The following is a 25357-nucleotide window of genomic DNA, read 5'->3' on the forward strand; positions in this document are numbered from 1 at the left end:
AGGCCGGCCGTTCAGCTTACTTCGCAGGCGCTTTCGCCGCGGCGCCGAAGTCTTCGGCGATGCTGATGAACGTGTTGAGCAGGATCTGCAGGTTGTCCTTGCCCAGACCGCCTTCGGCGTTCATGTCCATCTGCAGCACGGCCTGGTTCTTTTCATCGAGGTAGGCGCGGCTCCAGCGGTATTCCTGGTTCCAGGCGTTGATGGCCTTGAGCGTCATCGGCTTCTTGGTGGCGTACGTGGCGGTCGCGACCAGGTCCAGGCACTTTTCCGTGAAGTCGTTGCACAGGAACTCCAGGCGCAGGTCGGTGGCGCCGGTGGTGCCCGGGTTCAGGACCAGCACGGGGCCGTCGGTGCCGTCGCTGCGGGTCACGGTGTAGCCCATGTCGTCCAGCATGTTGGCAACGTCTTCCAGGTTGAAGTCCTGCATGACGCCGGCAACCGGTGCCGGAGCGACGGGTTCGGCGTCCGGGTCCATGCCGATGCCGGACAGCTCATCGTCGTCGTCCAGGTCATTCATGCCGGTCGCGCCCAAGAGGCCGCTGAACAGTTCCTCGGCAGGAATCTTCTGGCCGTTCAGGTCGCCCATGCCGTCGGCAAAGGTGAACTTGCCGACGATGTTGTCGCCGTCGTTCTTGCCCACGTTCATCATTTCGGCCATGCCGGCCATCTGGCGGATGTTCTCGTCAGCGTCGGCCGCGGCCTTCTCGGCGGGCACGCCTTCGGTCTTGACGGCGTACTGCACCATCAGGTCCTTCACCATGGGCTTGGAGATCACCAGCGAGGCGTCGATCTTCTTGATCGCCTGCACCGCGATTTCCTGCGGGGTCAGGTCCTTGGCGTTGGCCGGATTGGCCAGGTCCAGCGTGAAGGTCAGCTTGCTCTCGCCCTTGGCCGTCTTCCAGCTCAGCGGATCGATGCTGAACGACGGATTGCCCGCCAGCAGCTTGCCGGCGTTGTCCAGCAGAACGTCGAACTGTTCGTCCTTCAGGCCTTCGTCGCTGGCGCCCAGCATGTATTGGCGCATGAGCTGGTTGTAGGTGTCCGAGAGTTGCTTGACGGCCTGGCCGTCCAGCCGGGCCAGCTTGATCACGGCCTGGCCATTGCCCAGCACCACGTCGTTCACGGTGAGGTCGCCCGTCTGGTAGGCGGCCTGCACGTTGATGGACTTGTCGTCTTCGGACAGCTTCACGCCGTAGCTGAAGTTGTCCAGCCCGACCTTCATGTCGTCGGTGGGACGCAGCACGTCCACGCGCTTGATCTTCAGGTCCGAATTGCCCATCGAGATGCCGAACTTGCCCATGCGGCTGTCGACGTCCATGGTCAGGCCGGCGATGGTCATCTTGACGGGGTCGTGGCTCTTGCTGCCGTCCACCGACAGCTTGTCCATCACGCCGTGCGCGGTGACGGCCTGCGTGGCGCGGTCGAAGGTGCCTTCCATCCGCATGCCGCTGAAGTCGAGCGCGTTGCCGTCATGCGTGACGACGATCGGCGCGATCGCGGCGGTGGAGGTGGCGTTGCCGCTGTAGCTGACGATGGCGTCGCCCATCAGCGGGGAGATGTCCTTGGTCAGTTCGAAGACGGGCTTGATGTTGTCCGTCTTGGCGATCTCGGTGTGGATGAACGCGAGCTTGGGCGCAATGGCGCCGCGCGACAGGGCGCTCTTGGGGAAGGGGCCGTGCTCGATGTTCGCGTCGAACTCGATCATGCCCGCGGGCAGGTCGTCCAGGCCCTTGTCGTTCTTGACGAGCGACACGCCATAACGTGCCTGCGTCGAGAACAGGCCGCGCTCGTACTTGAGCTGATCAATGCGCAGGCCGAACAGCGGCGTGATCTTGGCGAGCTTTTCGTTGGCCTGTGCCAGATGACGCTGCGCGTCTTCTTCGATGCGCTTGCCGGTGTACCACGTGGCCCCGACCCAGCTTCCCGCTCCCACTATGACCACGCCCAGGGTGATCGCTACGCTCTTTTTCATCGTTCTGCTTATATCGTTGATTGTCGAGTCATATCCGGCAGCGGCCTACGGCGCCACGCTCGTCCGCGCGAAGCGCAAGCGTCCTGGATACGCGTGTTCATCGGCCTGTCAGGCCCGCGGCGGAGTATACCGAGACGCGTGTCACGCTGAACGCGCGCGCAGTTACCGAAGATTTCAAAATGAAAGCCGGCGCCCGGGGCGCCGGCCTTTGTCGACAAAACGCCTGGTCTCAGAGCGGATCAAGCGGATAGATCGGACGGCGCACGTGCTTGAACTCGACCTGGCTGTAGTCGGACGTCGTGACGCCCACGCCGGTGCATTCGATGATCTCGGTCGCCATGTCAGAGAAGCCCGCGCGCCAGTGGATGCGGCTTTTCAGGACGACATACCGCTTTTGCAGCGGGTCGATGCCGGCCGACAGCAGGCAGTTGATGTCGAAGGGTTCCTGGTGGCGCGAGACGACCACGATCTCCACGCGCCCGGTGTCGATGACCACCGTCAGGCCGGTGTCGTTGCGCACGCCGCGATACATCGGGCCGCGGTTCAGGTAGACGCCGTCGAACACCAGCTTGACGCGGCCGGTAACTTCAAGCGGTTCGCTGGGCTGCTTGATGGCCGGCATGGGCAGCTTGCCGCCCAGCTTGAGCGTGATGGTGTTGCCCACGCCCGCGGCGGCGGCTTCCGTTGCGGCCTGCGGATCGCAGATGGCGTAGAAGACCACGTTATCCAGTTCCTGGCGCAGCACTTCGGCCAGCACGGCCGTTGTGTCCATCGTGCCGCCCGAGCCCGTGTTGTCGTAGTGGTCCAGCAGCACGACCGGGCCTTGTTCGATGCCCTTGGCGCGCGTGATGGTCGGCGCCAGCGGTTCCGAATGGAACACCCAGTCGGCGCGGCCCTGCCACGCGCGGTCCAGCAATTCGTCGCGATGCTGTTCGGCGGCGGCCAGGTTGCCGTCCGTACAGACCACGGCGCTCAGGCCCGCTTCGCGAATGTCCGCATGGGGAAAGCCCACGAAGACGGACGCCGCCAGCACGCCGCTGGCTTCAAGTTCCTTGCACCGTTCCTGCAGCGGCTTGTTGGGCGCGGCGTGCGTGCCCTGGCACATGATGTGCGGCAGCATGGGCTTGTTGGCCCAAGTCATCACCGGCTTGATCTCGCCCTTGAGCGTGCGGACGATGACGTTCGCGGCGCGCACGCCCGCATCGCGGATATCCACGTGCGGGTAGGTGTGAAAGCCGCTGATGACTGTGGCGTTGCGCACGATGTCGTCGTAGATGTTGGCGTGCATGTCCAGCGTCACGGCAACGGGCGTCTTGGGATCGATCTCGCGCAGGCGGCGCAGCAGGTCGCCCTCGGCGTCTTCCACGCCTTCGGCGACCATCGCGCCGTGCAGATCCAGCAGAATGGCGTCAAACCCGCCGCGCTTGACCTCGTCCAGGATCAGCGTGCACAGGCGTTCATGCGTCTGCGCGCTGGTGGGGCCGCTGGGCCAGGACTCGGCCGCGACCGGCAGCACGATCTCGGCGCCCTCGCGGCGGGCGACCTCGATGTAGCCGCCCAGGCCGCTGTCGGTGTTCTCGTAGGCCTTGATGGCGCGATCGCCAGCCAGGATCTCGGGACTGCCGCGAAAGAAACGTTCAAGCGGGGTGGGCACGGGCGAAAACGTGTTCGTCTCGTGCTTGATCATTGCCAAAAGCCAACGCATGGGAAGTTCCTGTGGGTTGCCGTGGAGGGTCAGTGTGCTGAGGGCGGCTGGGGCCAGGGGCGCTGGGCGGGACGCATCCGTTCCCAGGCGCGCGCCACGCGCAGCACGCCCAGATCGTCAAAGCGCGCGCCCGCGATCTGCAGGCCGATGGGCAGGCCAGCCTTGGTGTAGCCGCAATTGACCGAGGCCGCGGGCTGCTCGCTCATGTTGAAGGGCAGCGTGAACCCGATGTGGTGCATCGTCGTGGCGACCTCGTTCGTGGGCGAGGGCCATTCGGCGTTGTAGGCCACGACGGGCGCCACCGGCGACAGCACGTAGTCGTACGGCGCGCAGGCTGCGACGGTGCGCGCCCGCACATTCAGCGTTTCGTAGTAGCTGCGGAAGACGTCTTCGCCGCTATGCCCGCCGCCGCTTTCGGCCCACGCGCGGATGAAGGGCAGGATCTTGGCGCGGCGTGCCTCGGACAGCGCGCCCAGGTCGATGGCCGAGCGGGTGCGCCAGAACTTGTCCACGCCTTCCAGCATGCCGGGCGTCATCCACGGCTGCATCGGTGTGACGATGGCGCCCGCGGCCTCGAAGGCGCGCGCCGCGGCTTCGACGGCATCGCGCGTCTCGGGATCCAGCGGCAGCCCGCAGCCGGCGTCCAGCAACAGGCCGATGCGCAGGCCGCGCACGTCGTGTTCCAGGTTCAACCAGTCGATCTCCTGGAAGGGCAGGCTCATGTGATCGCGCGCGTCGGGCTGGGACAACACGCCCATCATGAGCGCCGTATCGGTGATGGTGCGCGTCATGGGACCGGCGCAGCGGCCCATGAAGGGCGGATCGATGGGGATGCGGCCCAGGCTGGGCTTGAGCGTGGCGATGCCGCACCAGGCGGCCGGCAGGCGGACCGAGCCGCCGATGTCGGTGCCGATGTGCAGCGGGCCATAACCGGCTGCTGCGGCGGCGCCGGCGCCCGCGCTGGAGCCGCCGGGGTTTTTGGTCAGGTCCCAGGGATTGCGCGTCAGTTCATGAAAGCTCGACAACCCGGACGACAGCATGCCGTAGTCGGGCATGGTGGTCTTGCCCAGCAGCACCGCGCCGGACTCGCGCATGCGCGCGGCGGGCGGGGCGTCGGCGGCGGCCGGGGTCAGGTCGGTGGCGGCGGTGCCCAGCGGCACGGGCACGCCGCGCGTGGCGATGTTTTCCTTGATGGTGGCGGGCACGCCGTCCAGCGAGTACCCGCCGCAGGCCTGCGGCTCACCCTTCATCCAGCGGGCCTCGGACGCGCGGGCCATCGCCAGCGCGCCTTCCGGATCCAGCGCGTAGGTGGCTTTCAGCCGGGGCTCCCAGCGCTCGATATGGTCCAGCACCGACCGCGTCGCCTCGACGGGCGACAGGGTCTTGCTGCGATACGCCTCAAGGAGTTCCTGGGCGGACATTTCATGCAGTTGCGGCATCTCGGTTCCAGTGGGTCGGAAAAGGCGTCAGACGGCCGGGGAGGCGGACGGCAACAAGCCGGGCGCAATGGGCCGGAAGTTGCGGAAGTCCCAATCCCGGCCGGGGGCGGCGTCGATCAGGGCCCGCGTGTATTGGTGGCGCGGTTCGGTCAATACGGTTTCGGCAGACCCGGTTTCGACCACCTGGCCGCGCTGCATCACCATGATGGTGTCGCAGATCTGCGCGGCCACGCGCAGGTCGTGGGTGATGAACAGCACGCCCACGCCCGTACGTTCGCGCACCTGTTCCAGCAGCTCCAGCACCTGCGCCTGCACGGACACGTCCAGCGCCGAGACGGCTTCGTCGGCCACCAGGATCTCCGGGTCCATGACCAGCGCGCGCGCGATGCAGATGCGCTGGCGCTGTCCGCCAGAGAACTGGTGCGGATAACGCCGCATGGCGTCGGGGCTCAGACCCACGACGCTGAGGGTTTCGCTGGCGCGCTTGAGCGCCTGTTCGCGGGCCACGCCAAAGTTCAGCAGCCCCTCGATGATGGATTCTCCCACCGTGCGGCGCGGATTCAGCGACCGGTACGGATCCTGGAAAACGATCTGAATGCGGCGGCGCACGGGACGCAGCGCCGAGCCGGACAGCGTGCTCAGGTCTTCGCCGCCCATCATCATGTGGCCGGCCGTGGGCTCGATGAGCCGCACGATGCAGCGCGCCACTGTCGATTTGCCCGACCCGGATTCGCCGACGATGCCCAGGATCTCGCCCTTGCGCAGCGTCAGGTTGACGTCCGTGGCGGCGATGACGTGCTGCGCCGCCTTGCGCGAAAACAGCGAGCCCTTGCCGCCATAGGTGCGGCCCAGCCCCTTGACGTGCAGCACCGGCGTGCCGGTGGGCGGTTCACGGCGCGACGGCACCAGGCTGGGCACCGACGAGACCAGCCGGCGCGTGTAGGACTGCTTGGGTTCGGCCAGGATCTCGTGGCGCGTGCCGCTTTCGATCAGGTCGCCGCGGTTCATGACGACGATGCGGTCCGCGATCTCGGCCACCACGCCGAAGTCGTGCGTGATGAACAGCACGGCCGTCTGGTGCTTGACCTGCAGTTCCTTGATCAGCGCCAGGATCTGCTTCTGCGTGGTGACGTCCAGCGCCGTGGTGGGCTCGTCGGCGATCAGCAGCTTGGGTTCCAGGATCAGCGCCATCGCGATGACGATGCGCTGACGCTGGCCGCCCGAGAGCTGGTGCGGATAGGCGTCGTAGATGCGTTCGATGTCGGGCAGGTGCACCGACTGGAACATGTCTAGCACCTTGGCGCGGCGCTCGGCCGCCGACATGTTCTTGCGGTGCAGGCGCAGCACCTCGTCGACCTGCTTGCCCACCGTGTGCACGGGATTCAGCGCGGTCATGGGCTCTTGAAAGACCATTGCCATGCGCGTGGCGCGCAGCTCGCGCAGGCGGCGCTGCGTGGCCGTGGCGACGTCTTCGCCCTCGACGCGGATCGAACCCGCGCTGATGTTCAGGATGCCCTGCGGCAGCAGGCCCATGACGGCCAGCGACGTGACGGACTTGCCCGAACCGGATTCGCCGACCACGCACACTGTTTCGCCGGCGTGCACGTCCAGACTGAGGTTGCGCACGACGCGGTTGCCCGCGCCGGCGACTTCGACCGACAGATTGCGGATGGCCAGGATGGCGGACGAAGTGTCGCCCGCGGGGGGATTGGGGGAATAGTTCATCGGCATCAGATCCTGCGCACCATTTTCGGGTCCAGCGCGTCGCGCAAGGCGTCGCCCAGGATGTTCACGCTGAGGACGGTCAGCGACAGGAACAGTCCGGGGAACAGGATCAGGCCGGGCAGCATGCGGAAGTACATGCGGCCTTCGGACATGATGTTGCCCCAGGACGCGATCTCGGGCGGGATGCCCGCGCCCAGGAAGCTCAGGATGGCTTCGGTCAGCATGGCGGACGCGAAGACGTACGTGCCTTGCACCGTCAGCGGCGCGATGGTGCTGGGCACCATGTGCCGCCACAGCAGCAGCGGCAGCGGGGTGCCCAGCGCCAGGGCGGCCTCCACGTAGGGCTCTCCGCGCACGCTCAGGATCTGGCCGCGCACCAGCCGCACCACCCGCGGGATTTCCGGAATGGTGATGGCCACGAGCACGGTCGTGATGCTGGCGCCGGTGACCGACACCAGCGCGATCGCCAGCAAAATGCCGGGAATCGCCATGATGGCGTCCATCGTGCGCATGATGGGGCCGTCCAGCGACCGGAACCAGCCGGCGATGACGCCGATGACCAGCCCGAGGGCCACGCTGACCAAGGCAGCGCCCAGGCCCGCGATCAACGAGATGCGCGCGCCGTAGGCCACGCGCGACCACACGTCGCGCCCGAACGCGTCGGTGCCCAGGAAATAGTCGGTGAAGGGCTGCTTCAGGCGCCCGCCCGGGTTGAGTTGGGTGGGATCGACCGTGCCCAGCAGCGGCGCAAAAATGGCGATGAAGACAATCGCCGCCAGCACCACCAGCGCCAGCATGACGGGCCAGCTCCTGAGTCCCTGGCGGATCTGCCGCCAGGCGGTGATGTGGGGCGTGCCGCCTCCGGGGAGGTCGGCGGCCGCCTGCGCGGCGGCGTCGGTTGGCGTTTGCATGCTCATGGCGTCAGTACCGGATACGCGGGTCGAACACCGTGTAGGCGCAATCGACAACCAGATTGATGAACACGTAGACGAACGCGAAGAAAAGCGTCAGGCCCTGAATGACCGGGTAGTCGCGCGCCAGCACGGCTTCCACCACCAGCCGGCCGAGGCCGGGGATGTTGAAGACCGATTCGGTGACGACGACGCCGCTGATCAAGAGCGCGATGCCCACGCCCACGACGGTGGCGATGGGCACGGCGGCATTGCGCAGCGCATGGCCGAGCAGGACGCCGGTTTCGCCCAGGCCCTTGGAGCGCGCAGTGCGGATGAAGTCCTCGCCCATGACCTCGATGACGCTGGTGCGCGTGATGCGCGCGATCAGCGCCACATACACAGTGGACAGCGCGAGCGAGGGCAGGATGAGCCGGTGCAGGAACGGCCAGAATCCCTTCTCAAGCGGCACGTAGCCCTGCACGTTGAACCAGCCCAGCTTGATGGCGAAGGCCCAGATCAGCAGGTAGCCGGTGACGAACACCGGCACCGAGAACCCCAGCACCGAGAAACCCATGACGGCGCGGTCCAGCAGCTTGCCTTGCCGCCAGGCGGCCAGTACGCCCAGCGGAATGGCGACGAGCAGCGTGAAGACCAGCGTCAGCACCGCCAGGCTCATCGACGGTTCAAGGCGCTGCGCGATCAGCTTGGTGACCGGCACGCCGGACATGAGCGAGGTGCCCAGGTCGCCCTGCAGGAGCTTGCCGCCCCAGATGAAGAACTGTTTGACCACCGGCTGGTCCAGGCCCATCGTCTGCCGTATCTGGACGATACGTTCGGGCGTGGCGCCGTCGCCCGCCATGATGATGGCCGGATCCCCGGGGCTGAAACGCAATATCGCAAAGACCACCACCGCGACCATCACCAGAACCGGGATGGTCGCGAGGAGCCGGCGTGAGACAAATGCCAGCATGTATTTCCCCCTGTACCAATTAGGCCTGCGCGGACTGCATGCTGCGGCGCGCAGGCCCCGAGCCCATCAAGGGGCCTTTTTGACGTTCCAGAACGCGAAGACCGGCGCGTGCACCAGGCCCGACAGCTTGGTCGAGTAGACGGTGGGCACGGACATCTGGCCCAGAGGCACGTACAGGCCTTCGTCGATGCCGATGCGCTGCACTTCCTCGGAGATCTTCTTCTGCTCGGCCGGATCCGAAGTCAACGCCATCTTGGTGCGCAGTTCTTCGATCTGCGGGAACTCGGGCCAGCCGAACCACGCGTTGTCGCCGTTTGCAGCCGCGGGGGCGGAGCGCACCGGGTCCATCACGTCGGTGGCGTACCAGTTGGTGTTGTGGACGTTCCAGCCGCCTTCGGCCGGCGCGGCCTTGGAGGCACGGCGCGTGGCCACGCTTTGCCAGTCCATCGCCGCCAGGTTGACGTTGAAGCCCGCCTTGCGCAGCGCCGCGGCCATCACGACCGGTTGCGCGGACAGCGTGCCCACGTCGGTGGCGTGCATGACCAGGATGGGCGTGTTGTCGTAACCCGCTTCCTTGAGCAGCGCCTTGGCCTTTTCGATGTTCGACGGGACGACCATGTCCTTGCCGATATCGCTTTCCAGCGGCGTGCCGCAGCCCCACAGCGAGGCGCAGGTCTTCCAGTACTTGGGATTGCCGACCAGCGCCTTCATCACGTCTTCCTGGCCGATCGCGTACATGGCGGCCTGGCGGATCTTCTTGTTGTTGAAGGGCGGGTACTTGAAGTTGAAGCGGTACATCGTGAAGTAGCCGACCGGGCTGAGCGACTCTTCCTTCAGGTCCGGGTTGCCTTCGATCATCGGCAGCAGGTCGTACGGGAACTGCTCGACAAAGTCGATCTCGCCGCCGAGCAGCGCGTTGGCGGTGGTCAGCGCATCGGGCATCACGTCCCATTCGACCTTGTCGACGTGCACGACCTTGCCGCCAGCCAGGCCGCTGACGGGCTCCTTGCGCGGCACGTAATCGGCGTTCTTGACGTAGACGGTCTTCACGCCCGGCTTGAATTCCGCGACCTTGAACGGGCCGGAGCCCGTCATGTCGGTGATGGGCTTGCCGATGGCCTGTTCTGCGATGCGCTTGGGCATCATGAACGGCGCGGTGCCGGTGGGCTTGGACAGGGCGCGCAGCGCCAGGTCCGTGGGTTCCTTCATGACGATGCGAAAGCTCTTGTCGTCGATGACTTCGATCTTGTCGGTGAACTTGAGCAGCGTGCGGCCCATGCCGTCGCCGGCGGCCCAGCGCTTGATCGACGCCACGCAGTCCTCGGCGGTCACCGGCTGGCCGTCATGCCATTTCTGGCCGGGGCGCAGCGTCATGGTGTAGGTCTTGCCGTCGGGCGAGACTTCCCACTTCTCAAGCATCTGCGGCTGTACCTTGTTGTCGGCATCGGTGGCCAGCAAGGTGTCGTAGATCATGTAGCCGTGCCACGTCGTGATGTAGGCGGTGGTGGCGTGCGGATCGGTCAGGCGCAGCGGTGAGTGCATCACCGTCTTGATGACGGTCTCGGCATAGGCCCCATGTGCCATGGCGAGAGTGACGCCGGCGAGCGCGGCCGCTCGGACAAACTTGAGCATGTATTTCCCCTTGAAGCGTAGTGAGCGGCGCGTGGGCCGCTACGTCGTTGACGCGCCGCGTTCAAGCGGCGCGCGAGGGTCAGGCTGTCGCAGCGGACCGGCCGTCAAACACCGGCCCGCAAGGCGCCATTCTGATGCCGGGACGCAACCGTGTCCATGGTTGTTTTGCCGCATCCATCAGCATGGAGCCGGGCGCCGCGCAGACCAGAATCGTGTGCGCGATGGGCGTGAAATCGGCTCGAAAATGCGCCGAACTCTTGACCACCAGGATGGCGGCGCGCGTGGGCTCCACGCCGGCAAACCGGAACATCTCCTGGTCGGCCATCTGCACCTTGTTCGAGGCCAGGATGATGCGCACGCCGCCGATGCGCAGGCACGCGCTGGGCCCCAGATCCATGTGAAAGCCGCGATAGAACGCACCATGCGTATCGAAGCGTCCTTCCGAAGTTTTCTCGACGATGAACTCGGTGTCCAGCGGTTCGTCGTGGGGAATACCCGAATGTCCACCCAGTGCAATCCGCACCGTGTTGCCTGCACCAGCGCGGTGGGCGGCCAGCGCGGCGGCGGGGTCCACAATCAGACCAATGGCCGTATCGCGCGCATCGTGGCGGATCAGCGCGCGCAGCACGCCGGTGGTGTCGGAACTGCCGCCCGCGCCGGGGTTGTCCTGCGCGTCGGCGATGACGACGGGTTTGGACGCATCGCGCGCCAGCCGCAACGCTTCCTGCACGGCTTCGTCCGGCGTGTAGAGCTTGCCGCCGAAGTCCTGTTCGGCATTCATCACCGCCCGCGTCATTTCGTCGGCGGCGGCATCGGCCTCGGCTTGCGTCATGCCGTAGGCCCAAACCGTGGGCGCGCATTCGGGAAAGTCCGCGGCCGGAAACCCGGTCGCAAAGGAAACGCTGGCCGCGCCCCGCGCTTCAAGATCGCCCACCAACTGATACAGGCTGCGCGCCGGCTCGATGTCGGTGGACTGCCAGCACAGGGGAATCAAAAAGGGCAGGCTGCGCAACGCCACGTAATGCCGCGGCATGCCGCCCAGCCGCTGCGCCAACAGCCCGGCGGCGCGCTGCCCGGTTTCGGCCATGTCGATGTGGGGATAGGTGCGATAACAGACCAGCGCATCGGCATGGCGCACCATCGCGCGCGTCACGTTGGCGTGCAGGTCCAGACTGGCCACGATCGGCACGTTGGGGCCCACCAGTTCACGCACACGCTTCAGCAGCTCGCCTTCACCGTCATCAAAATGCTCGGTGACCATGGCGCCGTGCAGATCCAGATACACGCCATCCAGCGGCATCGCCTGCGACAGCCCTTGCAGAATCATTGCGCTGATGCGCTCGAACGCATCACGGGTCACATGCCCCGAAGGACTCGCCGCCGCCCACGTCGTGGGAATCAACGCATGCTGCCCCATGGCCTCGATAAATCCCGCCACCGGAATATTGGCTCCCGCCACCGCCTCAAACATCGCGGGCCCGCTGACCAGTTTCGGCCACCCCCCACCCTTGTCCGCAAAATCCTCCCACGCCGCGCGCGACGGCGCGAACGTATTGGTCTCATGCTGAAAGCCGCCGATCCCGATGCGCATCAGGTTTCCCCTTGTCGTACAGATATTCGGAAGGCGCGGCAAAGCGCCGCGCAGTGTCAATGCTTCAAGCGACGCCCCTCAATCCCGAGGCAAGAACGACGCGCCCCAATTCATGCTCGCCCTCCCAAGCGGGGTCGCGCGGATCCGGGCTCCGCCGGTCCGCTGCGACGCCCCTGGGGGAAGGCGCGAAGCGCCTCGGGGGGGACATCTACTTCGCCACGGGCATGGTGAATTCGGCGCCCTTGGCGATGCTGTCGGGCCAGCGCTGCATCACGCTCTTGTAGCGCGAGTAAAAACGGATGCCTTCCTCGCCGTACGCATGGTGGTCGCCGAACAGCGAGCGCTTCCAGCCGCCGAACGAATGCCACGCCATCGGCACGGGGATCGGCACGTTGATGCCCACCATCCCGACCTTGATCTGCCGGGCAAACGCGCGCGCCACGCCGCCGTCGGACGTGAAGCACGCCACGCCGTTGCCGAACTCATGCGCATTGATCAGCTCCACCGCGCTGGCAAAGTCGGGCACGCGCACGATGCACAGCACCGGGCCGAAAATCTCTTCGCGGTAGATGTTCATGGCGGGCTTGACGTTGTCGAACAGCGTGCCGCCCAGGAAGAATCCCTTCTCGTTGCCCGCCACCTTCAGGTCGCGGCCGTCCACCACCAGATCGGCGCCGCTGGCGATGCCGTCCTCGATGTAGCCCATCACCTTCTTGCGGTGCTGCGCGGTCACCAGCGGACCCATTTCGGCGTCCGACTGCATGCCGTCCTTGACGATCAGCGCCTTGACGCGCGGCGTGAGGCGTTCGACGACCTTGTCGGCCACGTCGCCCACCGCCACGGCCACCGAGATCGCCATGCAGCGCTCGCCCGCGGAACCGTAGGCCGCGCCCATCAGCGCGTCGGTCACCTGGTCCAGGTCCGCGTCGGGCATGACCACCAGGTGGTTCTTGGCGCCGCCCAGCGCCTGCACGCGCTTGCCGCGCTTGGTGCCTTCGGCGTAGATGTATTCGGCAATCGGCGTCGAGCCGACGAAGGACAGCGCCTCGACATCGGGGTGCGAGATCAGCGCGTCCACCGCCTGCTTGTCACCGTGGACCACGTTGAAGACGCCGGGGGGCAGGCCGGCTTCGGTGAGCAGTTCGGCCAGGCGCACGGACGCGGACGGATCGCGTTCCGACGGCTTGAGGACGAAGGTGTTGCCGCAGGCGATGGCGACCGGGAACATCCAGCACGGCACCATCATCGGGAAATTGAACGGCGTGATGCCGGCCACGACGCCCAGCGCCTGACGCATGCTCCAGTTGTCGATGCCGCCGCCGATCTGGTCGGAGTACTGACCCTTGAGCAGTTGCGGAATGCCGCAGGCGAACTCGACGATCTCGATGCCGCGCATCACTTCGCCCTTGGCGTCCGAGAACACCTTGCCGTGCTCGCGCGTGATCAGTTCGGCCAGTTCATCCTGGTGCTGGTCCAGCAGCGCCTTGAAGTTGAAGAGGATGCGGGCGCGCTTGAGCGCCGGGGTCTCGGACCAGGCCGGAAACGCCGCCTTGGCGGCGGCCACGGCCAGCGCCACGTCGTCGTTGGACGCCAGTGGGATCGACGAGGAGATCTCGCCGGTGGCCGGGTTGAAGCCGTCGGCGTAGCGGCTGTTGCCGCCATCGTAGGGTTGGCCGTTGATGAAATGGGGAATCTTCTTCATGGATGCAAGGCTCGGTGATTCGTCAAAAATGCGGCTGGGCGGCCTGGGCCGCCCATGTGCGGGTCTGTTGCGCCGCGCGCCATGCGGGCGTGCGGCGGGGGAGGATCAGGCTACCTCTTTCAGGATCTTGCCGATCTGCTCGAAGATCCGGCCGATCTGCGCCTCGTCGATGATGAGCGGCGGCGAGACGGCGATGATGTCGCCCGTGTAGCGCACCATCAAGCCGCTGTCGAAGCAGCGCTGGAAGACTTCGGCGGCGCGTGCGCCCGGGGCGCCTGCGCGCGGGGCCAGTTCAATGCCGGACACCAGGCCAAGGTTGCGCACGTCGATGACGTTGGGCGCGCCCTTCAGGCTGTGCGCGGCCTCCTGGAACGCGCCCGACAGCTTGCGGGCACGGCCGAAGAGGTCCTCGCGGCGATAGATGTCCAGCGTGGCCAGGATGGCGGCGGCGGCCAGCGGGTGCGCCGAGTACGTGTAGCCGTGGAAGAACTCGATGCCGCCCGCGGGGCCGTTGACGATGGCGTCGTGCACTTCGCGTTTGACGGCGACCGCGCCGGCCGGCACGGCCGCGTTGCTGACGCCCTTGGCCATGGCGATGATGTCCGGCGTCACGCCGAAGAATTCGGAGGCCGTGGCGGCGCCCAGACGGCCGTACGCGGTGATGACCTCATCGAAAATCAGCAGGATGCCGTGCTTGGCGGTGATCTCGCGCAGCTTTTCCAGGTAGCCCTTGGGCGGAATCAGCACGCCGGTGGAGCCGGCCATGGGCTCGACGATCACGGCGGCGATGGTCGAGGCGTCGTGCAGGGCGATGATGCGCTCAAGTTCTTCGGCCAGGTGCGCGCCCCACGCGGGCTGGCCCTTCGAATAGGCGTTCTGCTCAAGATTGTGGGTGTGAGGCAGGTGGTCCACGGCGGGCAGCAGGGCGCCCGAAAACGTCTTGCGGTTGGCCGAGATGCCGCCCACCGAGATGCCGCCAAAGCCCACGCCGTGATAGCCGCGCTCGCGGCCGATGAGGCGCGTGCGCTGGCCTTCGCCGCGCGCGCGGTGGTAGGCCAGGGCGATCTTCAGCGTGGTGTCGACTGATTCGGAGCCAGAGTTCGTGAAGAACACACGGTCCAGCCCCTGCGGCATCAGGCCCGCGACTGCGGTGGCGGCCTCGAAGGCGAGCGGGTGGCCCAGCTGGAAGCCCGGGGCGTAGTCCATGACGCCGGCCTGGCGGGCGATGGCTTCGACGATCTCTTCGCGGCCGTGGCCGGCATTGACGCACCACAGGCCCGCCGTGCCGTCCAGGATCTGGCGGCCGTCCGTGGACGTGTAGTACATGCCCTTGGCCTTGGCCAGCATGCGCGGTTGGGCCTTGAACTGCTTGTTGGCCGTAAAGGGCATCCAGAGATGGGACAGGTCGGGCAACTGGGCGGGGGCGTTCATGGTGACTCCAGAAGGGGGACAACCGCAGCCGCCGCGAAACGCGCGCGGGCAGCGGGATTCGAACGATTCTGGAACGTCCCGCAGGGAATGAAAATATACAATCCGCGCATTTGCCGCTAACTGTATAGTCGAGAGCGTTGCAACTGTACAGTTAGCCCGTGATCGACTTCCAACCCGTCCGCGGCCGCGGGGCCGCGCCCACCCTCGTCGAACAGCTCGTCGCGGCCATTCTGCGCGCCGTCGAGGCGCAGACCCTGCGTCCGGGTATGTCCCTACCCTCGGTCCGCGAGTTCGCGCGCCAGTACGGCGTCAGCACCTTCACCGTGGCCAGCGCCTACAGCCGGCTGGTGTCGCAGGGCTGGCTGGCGGCGCGGCCCGGCGCGGGCTACCGGGTGGCGTCGCCCGACGCACCCGCCCGCCGGGTCGAACCCCTGTCCTGGGAACCGCCGCGGCTGAACGCGGGCTGGCTGCTGTCGGACATCTTTGCCGACCACTCCATCCCCATCAAATCCGGTTGCGGCTGGCTGCCCGGCGAATGGCTGAACGAAGAAGGGCTGCACCTGGCGCTGCGCCATATGGGGCGCGTGCCCGCGATGCGGATCGCCAACTACGGCCACCCGTATGGCTATGCGCCGTTGCGCGAGACCATCGCGGCCAGCCTGAGCGCGCAGGGCATGGAAGTCGAGGCGTCGCAGGTGCTGCTGACGCAGGGGGTGACCCACGGGCTGGACACGGTGATCCGCACGCTGCTGCGGCCGGGCGACACGGTGGTCGTCGAGCAGCCGGCCTACGCGAATCTCCTGCAGATGCTGCGCCTGGCCGGTCTGCGCGTGATCGCGGTGCCGCGCACTGTCGATGGCCTGGACTGCGACGCGCTGGAGCGCGTGGCCGCCCAGCACCGGCCGCGCGCGCTTTTCATCAATACGGCGCTGCAGAATCCCTCGGGCGCCAGCATCACCATGGCGAATGCCTTCCGCATTCTGCAGGCGGCGGAGCGGCATGGGTTGTGGGTGGTGGAAGACGACATCTCGCGCGAACTGGCGCCGGGCGTGACGCCGATGCTGGCCGCGCTGGACGGCGCGCGCCGCGTCGTCTACCTGGGCGGCTATTCCAAGGTCATCAGCCCGTCGGTACGGGTGGGCTACGTGGTGGCGCATCGCGATCTGGTGCGCGACATCGCGCGCACCAAGATGGCGGTGGGCCTGACGACGCCCGAGATCATGGAGCGCATCGTGCACCAGGTCATCCGCGAGGGCCGCTACCGCGCCCACATCGCGCGCACCCGCGAGCGGCTGGCCGAGGCGCACACCGAGGTCGCCGAGCAGATGCGCCAGCACGGATTCGAAGTGTATGGAAAGCCGCAGGGCGGCCTGTTCCTGTGGGCGAAGGTGGCCGGGCAGTGGCGCGAACGGGGCGCCAATGGCCTGGCGGAGCTGGCGCTCAAGGACGGCATCTGGCTGGCGCCCGGTTCTTACTTCGAAGCGGACGAGGCCGACACGGCGTGGGTGCGCTTCAACGTGGCGTATTCGGCGGCGCCCGCGCTGTGGCGGTTCATGCGCAACGCGGGTGCGGCGTAGTTCGGCTCGATGCGTTCGGGGCGATGCGTCGTGCCGATGCGTGCGGCCGGATGCATCAACGCCGATGCATCAACGCCGATGCGTCACGCCTGAATCCTCACGCGCGTTCGTACGTGACGAAATCGTAGTCGTAGCCGTTTTCGGCAGGCTGCTTCTCGCGCGCTGTTTCCTTCCACTGGAAAGACGGCAGCAGCGGAAAGAACGCGTCGCCGTCGACGTCGGCATGAACCTCGGTGGCCAGCACGCGCCGGGCCAGCGGCAGGGCCTGCGCGTAGATCTGCGCGCCGCCGATCACGAAGGCTTCGTCGATGTCGCCGCAGGCGGCCACCGCGGCCTCCAGCGTGGGCGCCAGGATGGCGCCGGCGGCGCTGAAATCGGGATTGCGGCTGATGACGATGTTGCTGCGGCCGGGCAGGGGACGGCCCAGCGAGTCCCACGTCTTGCGGCCCATGATGATGGGGTGGCCCAACGTGCTGCGCTTGAAATGCGCCAGATCGCCCGGCAGTTTCCAGGGCAGGGCGTTGTCGCGGCCGATGGCGCGGTTGGTGGAATAGGCGACGATCAGGGTAAGGCTGGCGGGCATGCGTGCTTGCAACGGTAAGGGTTGAGCCGGAACGACCCCGTAAGCGTAGCAAATTGCGGGGGCCGCCCGTCCGTCAGGTCGCCGCGTGTTCCAGGAACTCGGTGGCCGGCATGGGCTTGCCCAGCAGAAAGCCCTGCAGCGAGTCGCAGCCCAGTCCGGTCAGGAACTTCTGCTGCGCCGCGGTCTCGACACCTTCGGCCACGATGCGCAGGTTGAGCTGCTGCGCCAGCGCCACGATGGCCGAGACGATGGCCGCATCTTCGTTGTCGTTGTCCAGCTGGTTCACGAAGCCGCGGTCGATCTTCAGTTCGGTCGCGGGCAGCCGCTTGAGATAAAGCAGGCTGGAATAGCCGGTGCCGAAATCGTCGATAGAGATCGTGACGCCCAGATCGGACAGGCGCTTGAGCACCGTCAGGCTGGCTTCCGCGTCGCGCATGGCGGTCGATTCGGTCACTTCGATCGTCAGGCAGGCGGGCGGGACGCCATGCTTGGCCAATGCCGAGCGCACCGTCTCGACCAGGTTGGCATGTGAGAACTGCAGCGCCGAGATGTTGACGGCGATGGTCCAGTGGCCCTGGCCGACGTCGATCCATTCGCGCATCTGGCGGCAGGCTTCGTTGATGACCCATTCGCCGATCGACAGGATCAGGCCCGTCTTTTCCGCCGTGGGAATGAACTGGTCCGGGCCGACCAGGCCACGCGTCGGGTGGTTCCAGCGCAGTAGCGCCTCGGCGCCCATGATGGGGCCGGCCGGCGCTTCGTACTTGGGCTGGTAATGCAGGACGAACTGGCCGCGCTCCTGCGCCAGCCGCAGGTCGTGCAGCAGCTCGATCTGCTCGTGCGCGTCCGCGTTCATGGACGGTTCGAAGAAGCTGTAGCCCGTGCCGCCCAACCGCTTGGCGTGGTACATCGCCGCGTCCGCATTGGTCAGCAGGGCGTGGGTGTCCTGGCCGTCGTTCGGATAGACCGCGATGCCCACGCTGGACGTCACCAGCACTTCGTGGCCGTAGACCGTGACGGGGCGTGCAATGGCGTCGATCAGCCGATCCGCGACGTTCGCGGCGTCAGTGGGTTCGATCACCTCGCTCAGCACGATGAACTCGTCGCCGCCCAGGCGCGCGACCGTGTCCTGCGTGCGCAAGGCCAGGCGGATGCGCTGCGCCAGATCGATCAGCAGCGCGTCGCCGGTGTGGTGTCCGTACGCGTCGTTGACCGCCTTGAAACCGTCCAGGTCAAAGAACAGCACCGCGAAATGGCCTCGGCGGCGGCTGGCGCTTTCGATGGCCTGCTCCATCCGGTCTTCCAGCAGGATGCGGTTGGGCAATTTGGTCAGCGTGTCGTGCAGCGCCAGTTGCACCAGCTCTTCGTTGGCTTCGGCCAGCGACGAGGCCAGCGCCGACGTGCGCGCCTCAAGCCGGTTGTCCAGCACGGCCACCACCAGCGCGATCGCCAGCACGCTCAGCGTGACCGCGGTCACGGCGATGGCCAGCCAGCCGGCAGAAATGCCTTCGTCGGCCGCCATGCAGATGCTGCCCGCCGGAAAACTCGCGGCTTCCATGCCCGTGTAGTGCATGCCCACGATCGCCAGGCCCATGACCCCGGCGGCCAAGGGGCGCGACAACGCCACGCGCGGCGCGTCCTGACGCAGCCGGTAAGTGATCCACAGGGCTGCTCCGGACGCGGCGATCGCGATCGCCACGGACAGCGCGAACCACGTCGGGTCGTAGTCGATGCCCGGCGACATGCGCATGGCGGCCATGCCGATGTAGTGCATCGCCGCGATGCCGGAACCCATCAGCAGCGCGCCCGCGGCCAGCCGGCCCCACGGCAGTTCGTCCTTGCAGACCATCCACAGCGCGAAGGCCGAGCATCCGATTGCGATGGCCAGGGACAGCACGGTCAGGGGCAGGTCGTAGCCCATGGGGATGGGCAGGCTGAATGCCAGCATGCCCACGAAGTGCATCGACCAGATGCCGATGCCCATCGCGAACGCGCCGCCCGCCAGCCAGAATTTCGCGGCGGGCAGCCCGCTCGACGCCTTCACGCGGTTGGCCATGCCCAACGCCGTATACGACGCCAGGATGGCGACCCCTAAGGATACGAGGACGAGCGAAGGGTTATAAGTTCCAACGAGCATTTGTGGGGTCCTGTCCTAAGCGCATACAGCCGCGGCGCGGGGCACGATTTTCAATTCAATTGGTAGTCAACAGTTGCAGTCCGGTCGCAAGGAGAATCCTGCTCGCGTCGCTGGCTTTTCTCACACTCTATTTATAGGGATGGGGAATTGGGCGCGGCAACGCCAGCGGTCGGCGCGGTTCGGGCGCTCGGCATGGCGCGCCCGAAGGGCCGGTCGAAAGCAACGGGGCGCGCGGCATGCTGGACGCGCGTCCGTGGCTAAGGGATGGGTTATACCGAAATCGCGCTTCCAGAAGCTCACCAATCTTCACCTGCTGCGGGGCGTGCAAGGAATCGGACGCCGGACGGGCGTCCGGCGTGTTGCTGATATGACCTGAAAGGCGGTCGCCGGCGCTGCCGGCGCAAGGGTCAGACGGCCATCGCGGCCGTCAGGGGCGCGTGGTGCGTGTAGCCCGACAACGAAAAGTCGCCGGGTTCGACCTTCTCGAGCCACTCGGGTTCGTAGCGGCCGGTCACGGCGAAATCGGGAATGCGGTCCGACAGCACGAGCCGAGGCGATTCATACGGCGTTCGCGTCAGTTGCTCGCGCAGCATCGGCAGGTGATTCTCATAGATATGCGCATCGCCGATGAAGTAGGTGAACCAGCGCGGGGTGTAGCCGGTCAGGCGCCCGACCAGGTGCAGCAGCGCCGCGCCTTCCGTCAGGTTGAACGGCGTGCCCAGGCCCACGTCATTGGACCGGATGTACAGGCACAGCGAGATCTCGCGCGTCGTTGCGTTGGGCAGGAACTGATAAAGCAGGTGGCAAGGCGGCAGCGCCATTTCCTCGATCTGCGCCCAGTTCCAGCCGTGGAACAGGATGCGCCGGTCGCCCGGGCGTTCGTGAATGGTGTCCAGACATTGCCGCAGCTGGTCGACCGCCTTGTACAGCAGCACCTTCGGCACGCCGCCTTCTTCAAGGTCGGCCACCTTGGCGTACCCGCGCGACAGCGCGTCTTCGATCTGCGCGGGGCGGCTGGCGTCCAGCATCTTGTAGGCCGGCCATTGGCGCCACTGCACGCCGTAGACCGGTCCCAGATCGTCAGGACCTTCGCGGTAGGGGTTAGCCAGCCACTGCGCGTTCTCGTTGGCGTTCTGGTCCCAGACCTTGCAGCCGAGTTCCCGGAATTCTGCCGCGCTGCGCGAGGCGCGCAGGAAACCCACCATTTCGCCTATGGCCGACTTGAACGCCAGCTTTTTGGTGGTGACGGCGGGAAAGCCCTGCTGCAGGTCAAAGCGCAGCGAGGCGCCCGGCATGCTGAGGGTGCGGATGCCGGTCCGGTTTTCCTGCCACGAGCCGGTGTCGAGGATGGATTGAACGAGGTCCAGGTATTGTTTCATGACGATCCTTGTGCCTGCGGTCCCGGGTCGGGAAGCAAGCGCGCCGCCGCGGACGTGCCGCGGCGGCGCCTATATATGGTGAATGCCGAATTACACCACGGCCGCGCGAGCGGCTCAGGCGGTAGCGGCAGCTTCCTGCGTGTCGACGATGTCGACGGAGAAAGTCATTTCGGCGGTCTTTTCCAGCATGGCCGACGCCGAGCAGTATTTCTCGTGGGAAAGCTGCACGGCGCGTTCGACGGCCGCGCGCGGCAGGTTGGCGCCGGTGACGGTAAACGCGAAGTGAATCTTCGTGAAGACCTTGGGGTCGGTGCCGGCGCGCTCGGCCTGCAGCTTGACGCTGCAGCCCGTGACCGCGTGGCGGCCGCGCTTGAGGATCAGCACCACGTCATAGGCCGTGCAGCCGCCCGTGCCGGCCAGCAGCATTTCCATGGGGCGGGGCGCCAGGTTGTGGCCGCCGCCATCCACGGCGCCGTCCATCACGGCCACGTGGCCGCTGCCCGTGCTGGCGGTAAAGAGCATGCCGCTCGGGCCGCCCCAGTCGATCGTGCATTCCATTTCAGTGAGTCCTTGAGCTTGAGCGCAGTCAATGGCTGATGATACCCGTTGCGTACAATCCCGGGCAGGAGAACCCCACCCCGCATCAGGGGTGCAGGGCGTCCGCTTTGCCTAGGAGTTGCCATGTCCACCACGTTGTCCAAATCCGGCCCCGTTTCCCTGCGCCGCCGCCACGGTCCCCTGGATGCCCTGCTGGCCGAGACCGACCGTGCGCTGCGGGTGCTTTCGGGCAACGCCAGCGCCGGCCGCGCCTATCCCGCAACCGCCCAGGAATCGCCGCAAACCCTGTCCGTGCAAGAAAAACGCCACGCGGCGGGCCTCATGCGCGTCAACCACGTCGGCGAGGTCTGCGCCCAGGCGCTGTACCGCGGCCAGGCGTCGGTCTGCAAGGAGCCCGGGCCGCGCGCGCTGCTGCTGAATGCCGCCACCGAAGAAGTCGACCATCTGGTGTGGTGCAACGAGCGCCTGAACGAATTGGGCAGCCGGCCCAGCCTGCTCAATCCGGTCTGGTACGCGGGCTCGTTCGCCCTGGGCGTCATGGCCAGCGTGGCCGGCGTGCCGCGCAATCTGGGCTTCATGGCCGAAACCGAAAAGCAGGTCGAAGCCCATCTCGACGAGCACCTGCGCACCTTGCCGGTGCAGGACGAACGCTCGCGCCAGATCGTGCAAAAGATGAAGGACGACGAGGCCCAGCACCGCGCCAGCGCAGAGCAGGCCGGGGGCGTGCCGCTCCCTGCACCCGTGAAAATGGCCATGCGCGCCATGTCCAAGGTGATGACGACCACCGCGTATTGGATCTGACCGGCCACTTGAAACCGCATCTGATAAAAATGTTGCAATGCGCAAATTTGGCCGCCTCGTGGTGCGTGAAGCACCATTTTGGTGCGGCGGCCAGGGTGGGAATACCCGCTATTGTTCAGGGTTAGTCCGAAAGGGGAAAACCCCTTCGGCAAAAACCCCGTTTTTGGTCAGGGCATTGCCTGGTGCGGGTTTCCAGAGGGGCGCCGCGAATCTTGCAGCAAAAAAGCAACGTCGCAAACGCCTCTGAAAATAGATCAAAAAAAATCTTGCAACGCACAAAAAACGTAGGTACTATTCAGTCATTGGATGTTGAAACGCAGACGGCGCGGTGAAAACCCCGGAAGCGCAGCGAGCTGAAGTCCCGCTCCCAACATGCCACGGTTGTCTCCTCCACCCTCCTCCTTTGGTGGATTTAGCCCGAGATCTCACGATCTCGGGCTTTTTTTTGTCCCGAATCGTTGCGTCCCTATTTGTAAGCGATGTCGGCAAAAAACCGTGCAGCGCAACGCCGCGCGGAGCCTCGGGGCCTTCGCGTTTTCCCTTGCATATTTCGCGTGCCCAGAGGCGGAACGCTCTACAATCCCCCACATGAAACCAGCACTGCCAGGCGCTCGCGCGCCAGCGCGTTCCAGTCACATGCGCGGCGGACGGATAACCCGCCTGCGCGCGTTACGTTCTGTGCCTCGGAATTGCACTTCCTTATCCCTCCCATATATGGGCGTTACACCTGCCTCCGATAATGGCGGGCCTGTCTCGATAGACCAACCAGAGGTGATCCAGTGACCTGGCTGTATATATGCGTGGTCGCGTTCATGGTGGGGGGACTCATCGTGGCGTCCGAGCGCTGGCATGGCGCTTTCACCGGCGATAGCGACCTCAACAAGCCCCAAGCCAATCACTCCCGCGCGACGCCCCGAGTCGGCGGTCTGGCGGTGCTTGCCGGTACGCTGGCTGGCCTGCTGGTCCTCGGACCCAGCAACATGACCCTGACCTGGCTGTGGCCCGCGCTCTTCGTCGCGGCGTTGCCCGTTTTCGTGGCCGGCCTGCTTGAAGACATTACCAAGGACATCGGCGCCAGCAAGCGTTTGCTGGCTGCTTTTCTATCTGCAGCCATCGCGTGGTGGCTGCTGGGCGGTGTCAGCCGCGTCGGCATGGCGCCTGTGGATTACGTGCTGTCGTACTGGCCCGTGTCGCTGCTGTTCACCATGTTCGCGGTGGGTGGCTGTACCCATGCGCTGAATATCGTTGACGGCATGAACGGCCTGGCCGGCATGGTCGCCACGTTGATGGCGGTGTCGATCAGCCTCGTTGCCCTGCAGGTTGGCGATGTGCCGATCTTCCTGGTGGCCGCGGCGCTGGCGTCGGCGACCTTGGGCTTCCTGGTGTGGAACTTCCCGTTCGGACGCGTGTTCCTGGGCGATGGCGGCGCGTACTTCCTGGGATTCATGCTGGCCGAACTGGCCGTGCTGCTGGTCGTGCGCAACCCGTCCGTGTCGCCGTTCTACGCCCTGGCGGTCCTGTTCTACCCCGTATTCGAAACCGGTTTCTCGATCTGGCGGCGCCGCTTCAAACGCGGCGTGCCGGTTGACCAGCCCGATGCGCTGCACCTGCACCAGCTCGTGTTCCGCCGTCTGGTCCGGGTGACCTTCAGCCGCGGCCGGCGCCATGCCGTCCCCGCGCTTTGCAATGCGCTGGCGTCCCCGTACATGTGGGTGCTGGCGCTGATCGGGCTGGTGCCGGCCACGATCTGGTGGGACAACGCCTGGGCCCTGAGCGCCAGTCTGGTTGTCTTTGCCAGCGTCTATATCTGGCTGTATGCACGCCTGGTCTCCTGGCGCCGCCCGGGCTGGCTGTTGTTGCCGTCCGTGCTGCGAACCACCGAATAGTTCGAGTGCCCCGGCGATCGCCGCCGGGGGCTCGGTATCCATCACCAGACCATCTTTAAAATGCCGTAAACGTTCTACGGTGAAGGGAGAGTTATGTTGCGAATCCAGGATGTGAAACTCGCTGTCGTCGGCCTTGGCTACGTCGGTCTGCCCCTGGCCGTTGAGTTCGGCAAGAAGCGCCCGGTCATTGGCTTTGACATCAACACGCGCCGTATCGACGCGCTGAAGGCGGGTCACGACCATACGCTGGAAGTCAGCGACGCCGAGCTGGCCGAGGCCAGCCAGTTGAGCTACACCGCCGAACGCGCCGAACTGGGCGAGGCCAACGTGTTCATCGTGACCGTGCCCACCCCCATCGACGAGTACAAGCAGCCGGACCTGACCCCGCTGGTCAAGGCCAGCGAAACGATCGGCGCGGTGCTCAAGCGCGGCGACATCGTCATCTATGAATCCACCGTCTACCCCGGCGCCACCGAAGAAGACTGCGTGCCCGTCCTGGAGCGCGTGTCTGGCCTGAAGTACAACGTCGACTTCTTCGCCGGCTACAGCCCCGAGCGCATCAACCCGGGCGACAAGGAACACCGCGTCAGCACGATCAAGAAGGTCACCTCCGGTTCCACGCCGGAAGTCGCCACCCTGGTCGACCAGCTGTACAAGGAAATCATCACCGCCGGCACGCACAAGGCGTCCAGCATCCGTGTGGCCGAAGCCGCCAAGGTGATCGAAAACACGCAACGCGACGTGAACATCGCGCTGATCAACGAACTGGCCCTGATCTTCAACAAGATGGGCATCGACACCGAGGCCGTGCTGCAGGCCGCCGGCACCAAGTGGAATTTCCTGCCGTTCCGTCCGGGCCTGGTCGGCGGCCACTGCATCGGCGTGGACCCCTACTACCTGACGCACAAGGCGCAATCCATCGGCTACCACCCCGAGATCATCCTGGCGGGCCGCCGCCTGAATGACTCCATGGGCAGCTATGTGGTGTCGCAGCTGGTCAAGTGCATGACCAAGCGCCGCATCCACGTGCAAGGCGCCCGCGTGCTGGTGATGGGCCTGGCGTTCAAGGAAAACTGCCCCGACCTGCGCAACACGCGCATCGTGGACATCGTTCGCGAACTGGGCGACTACAACGTCGACGTGGACATCTACGATCCGTGGGTCGACACCGAAGAAGCCATGCACGAGTACGGCCTGACCCCGGTGGCCAAGCCCGAGGAAGGCAAGTACGACGCCGTGATCCTGGCCGTGGCGCACAACCAGTTCAAGGACATGGGCGCCGAAGGCATCCGCAAGCTCGGCAAGCCGCAACATATCCTGTACGACCTGAAGTACGTGCTGTCGCCCGCTGAATCCGACCTGCGTCTGTAAAAGGA

At 66.0% G+C, this 25357-nt stretch carries 18 protein-coding genes; 4 read left to right on the plus strand and 14 right to left on the minus strand.

The window, feature by feature from the left end:
* Positions 1-16 precede the first annotated feature (16 nt).
* From HV681_RS07635 to aptA, 10 genes are all read right to left on the minus strand, one after another.
* Positions 17-1972, minus strand: a complete 1956-nt coding sequence (locus HV681_RS07635) for a DUF945 family protein (protein ID WP_175122493.1) — start codon at positions 1970-1972, stop codon at positions 17-19.
* A 229-nt stretch (positions 1973-2201) separates the two neighbouring features.
* A complete protein-coding gene (locus tag HV681_RS07640) occupies positions 2202-3677 on the minus strand; it encodes a M81 family metallopeptidase (RefSeq protein ID WP_175122494.1) in 1476 nt (491 codons plus the stop codon).
* Between the two features lie 29 nt (positions 3678-3706).
* Positions 3707-5116: an amidase gene (locus HV681_RS07645; protein WP_175122495.1), complete on the minus strand. Its 1410-nt coding sequence runs from the start codon at positions 5114-5116 to the stop codon at positions 3707-3709.
* Between the two features lie 27 nt (positions 5117-5143).
* Complete coding sequence (locus tag HV681_RS07650; RefSeq protein ID WP_175122496.1) at positions 5144-6841, minus strand: ABC transporter ATP-binding protein; 1698 nt, start codon at positions 6839-6841, stop codon at positions 5144-5146.
* Between the two features lie 5 nt (positions 6842-6846).
* Positions 6847-7752 (minus strand): ABC transporter permease, encoded by a 906-nt coding sequence (locus HV681_RS07655; RefSeq protein WP_175122497.1) that lies wholly within the window; start codon positions 7750-7752, stop codon positions 6847-6849.
* 10 nt (positions 7753-7762) lie between these two features.
* Positions 7763-8704 (minus strand): ABC transporter permease, encoded by a 942-nt coding sequence (locus HV681_RS07660; protein WP_175122498.1) that lies wholly within the window; start codon positions 8702-8704, stop codon positions 7763-7765.
* 66 nt (positions 8705-8770) lie between these two features.
* Positions 8771-10336 carry an ABC transporter substrate-binding protein gene (locus HV681_RS07665; protein WP_175122499.1) on the minus strand — a complete coding sequence of 522 codons (1566 nt, stop codon included), beginning with the start codon at positions 10334-10336 and terminating at the stop codon, positions 8771-8773.
* A 79-nt stretch (positions 10337-10415) separates the two neighbouring features.
* Positions 10416-11927, minus strand: coding sequence for a M81 family metallopeptidase (locus tag HV681_RS07670; protein ID WP_175122500.1), 1512 nt, complete (start codon positions 11925-11927; stop codon positions 10416-10418).
* A gap of 208 nt (positions 11928-12135) precedes the next feature.
* A complete protein-coding gene (locus HV681_RS07675) occupies positions 12136-13629 on the minus strand; it encodes a CoA-acylating methylmalonate-semialdehyde dehydrogenase (RefSeq protein ID WP_175122501.1) in 1494 nt (497 codons plus the stop codon).
* 105 nt (positions 13630-13734) lie between these two features.
* On the minus strand, positions 13735-15060 hold the full coding sequence (aptA, locus tag HV681_RS07680; protein WP_175122502.1) for an omega-aminotransferase AptA: 1326 nt from the start codon (positions 15058-15060) through the stop codon (positions 13735-13737).
* A 158-nt stretch (positions 15061-15218) separates the two neighbouring features.
* Between aptA and HV681_RS07685 the strand changes: the two genes are divergently transcribed.
* Positions 15219-16637: an aminotransferase-like domain-containing protein gene (locus HV681_RS07685; RefSeq protein WP_175122503.1), complete on the plus strand. Its 1419-nt coding sequence runs from the start codon at positions 15219-15221 to the stop codon at positions 16635-16637.
* A 97-nt stretch (positions 16638-16734) separates the two neighbouring features.
* Here the strand turns inward: HV681_RS07685 and HV681_RS07690 are convergent, their stop codons facing one another.
* The 4 genes from HV681_RS07690 to HV681_RS07705 all read right to left on the minus strand — a co-directional run bounded on the left by HV681_RS07690 (position 16735) and on the right by HV681_RS07705 (position 21294).
* Positions 16735-17220, minus strand: coding sequence for a dihydrofolate reductase (locus HV681_RS07690; RefSeq protein WP_175122504.1), 486 nt, complete (start codon positions 17218-17220; stop codon positions 16735-16737).
* A 73-nt stretch (positions 17221-17293) separates the two neighbouring features.
* Positions 17294-19357, minus strand: a complete 2064-nt coding sequence (locus tag HV681_RS07695; protein WP_175122505.1) for a putative bifunctional diguanylate cyclase/phosphodiesterase — start codon at positions 19355-19357, stop codon at positions 17294-17296.
* A 407-nt stretch (positions 19358-19764) separates the two neighbouring features.
* Complete coding sequence (locus HV681_RS07700) at positions 19765-20736, minus strand: thymidylate synthase (protein ID WP_175122506.1); 972 nt, start codon at positions 20734-20736, stop codon at positions 19765-19767.
* A 114-nt stretch (positions 20737-20850) separates the two neighbouring features.
* On the minus strand, positions 20851-21294 hold the full coding sequence (locus HV681_RS07705) for an OsmC family protein (RefSeq protein ID WP_175122507.1): 444 nt from the start codon (positions 21292-21294) through the stop codon (positions 20851-20853).
* Positions 21295-21417: 123 nt separating this feature from the next.
* Between HV681_RS07705 and coq7 the strand changes: the two genes are divergently transcribed.
* The 3 genes from coq7 (at position 21418) to tviB (ending at position 25352) form a co-directional block, all read left to right on the plus strand.
* Positions 21418-22095: a 2-polyprenyl-3-methyl-6-methoxy-1,4-benzoquinone monooxygenase gene (coq7, locus tag HV681_RS07710; protein ID WP_175122508.1), complete on the plus strand. Its 678-nt coding sequence runs from the start codon at positions 21418-21420 to the stop codon at positions 22093-22095.
* A 779-nt stretch (positions 22096-22874) separates the two neighbouring features.
* Positions 22875-23981, plus strand: coding sequence for an MraY family glycosyltransferase (locus HV681_RS07715; RefSeq protein ID WP_175122509.1), 1107 nt, complete (start codon positions 22875-22877; stop codon positions 23979-23981).
* Positions 23982-24074: 93 nt separating this feature from the next.
* Entirely contained in the window at positions 24075-25352 is a 1278-nt protein-coding gene (gene tviB, locus HV681_RS07720) for a Vi polysaccharide biosynthesis UDP-N-acetylglucosamine C-6 dehydrogenase TviB (RefSeq protein ID WP_175122510.1), read from the plus strand.
* Positions 25353-25357 lie beyond the last annotated feature (5 nt).

It is taken from the genome of Achromobacter animicus, from assembly GCF_902859585.1.
GTDB lineage: Bacteria > Pseudomonadota > Gammaproteobacteria > Burkholderiales > Burkholderiaceae_B > Achromobacter > Achromobacter animicus.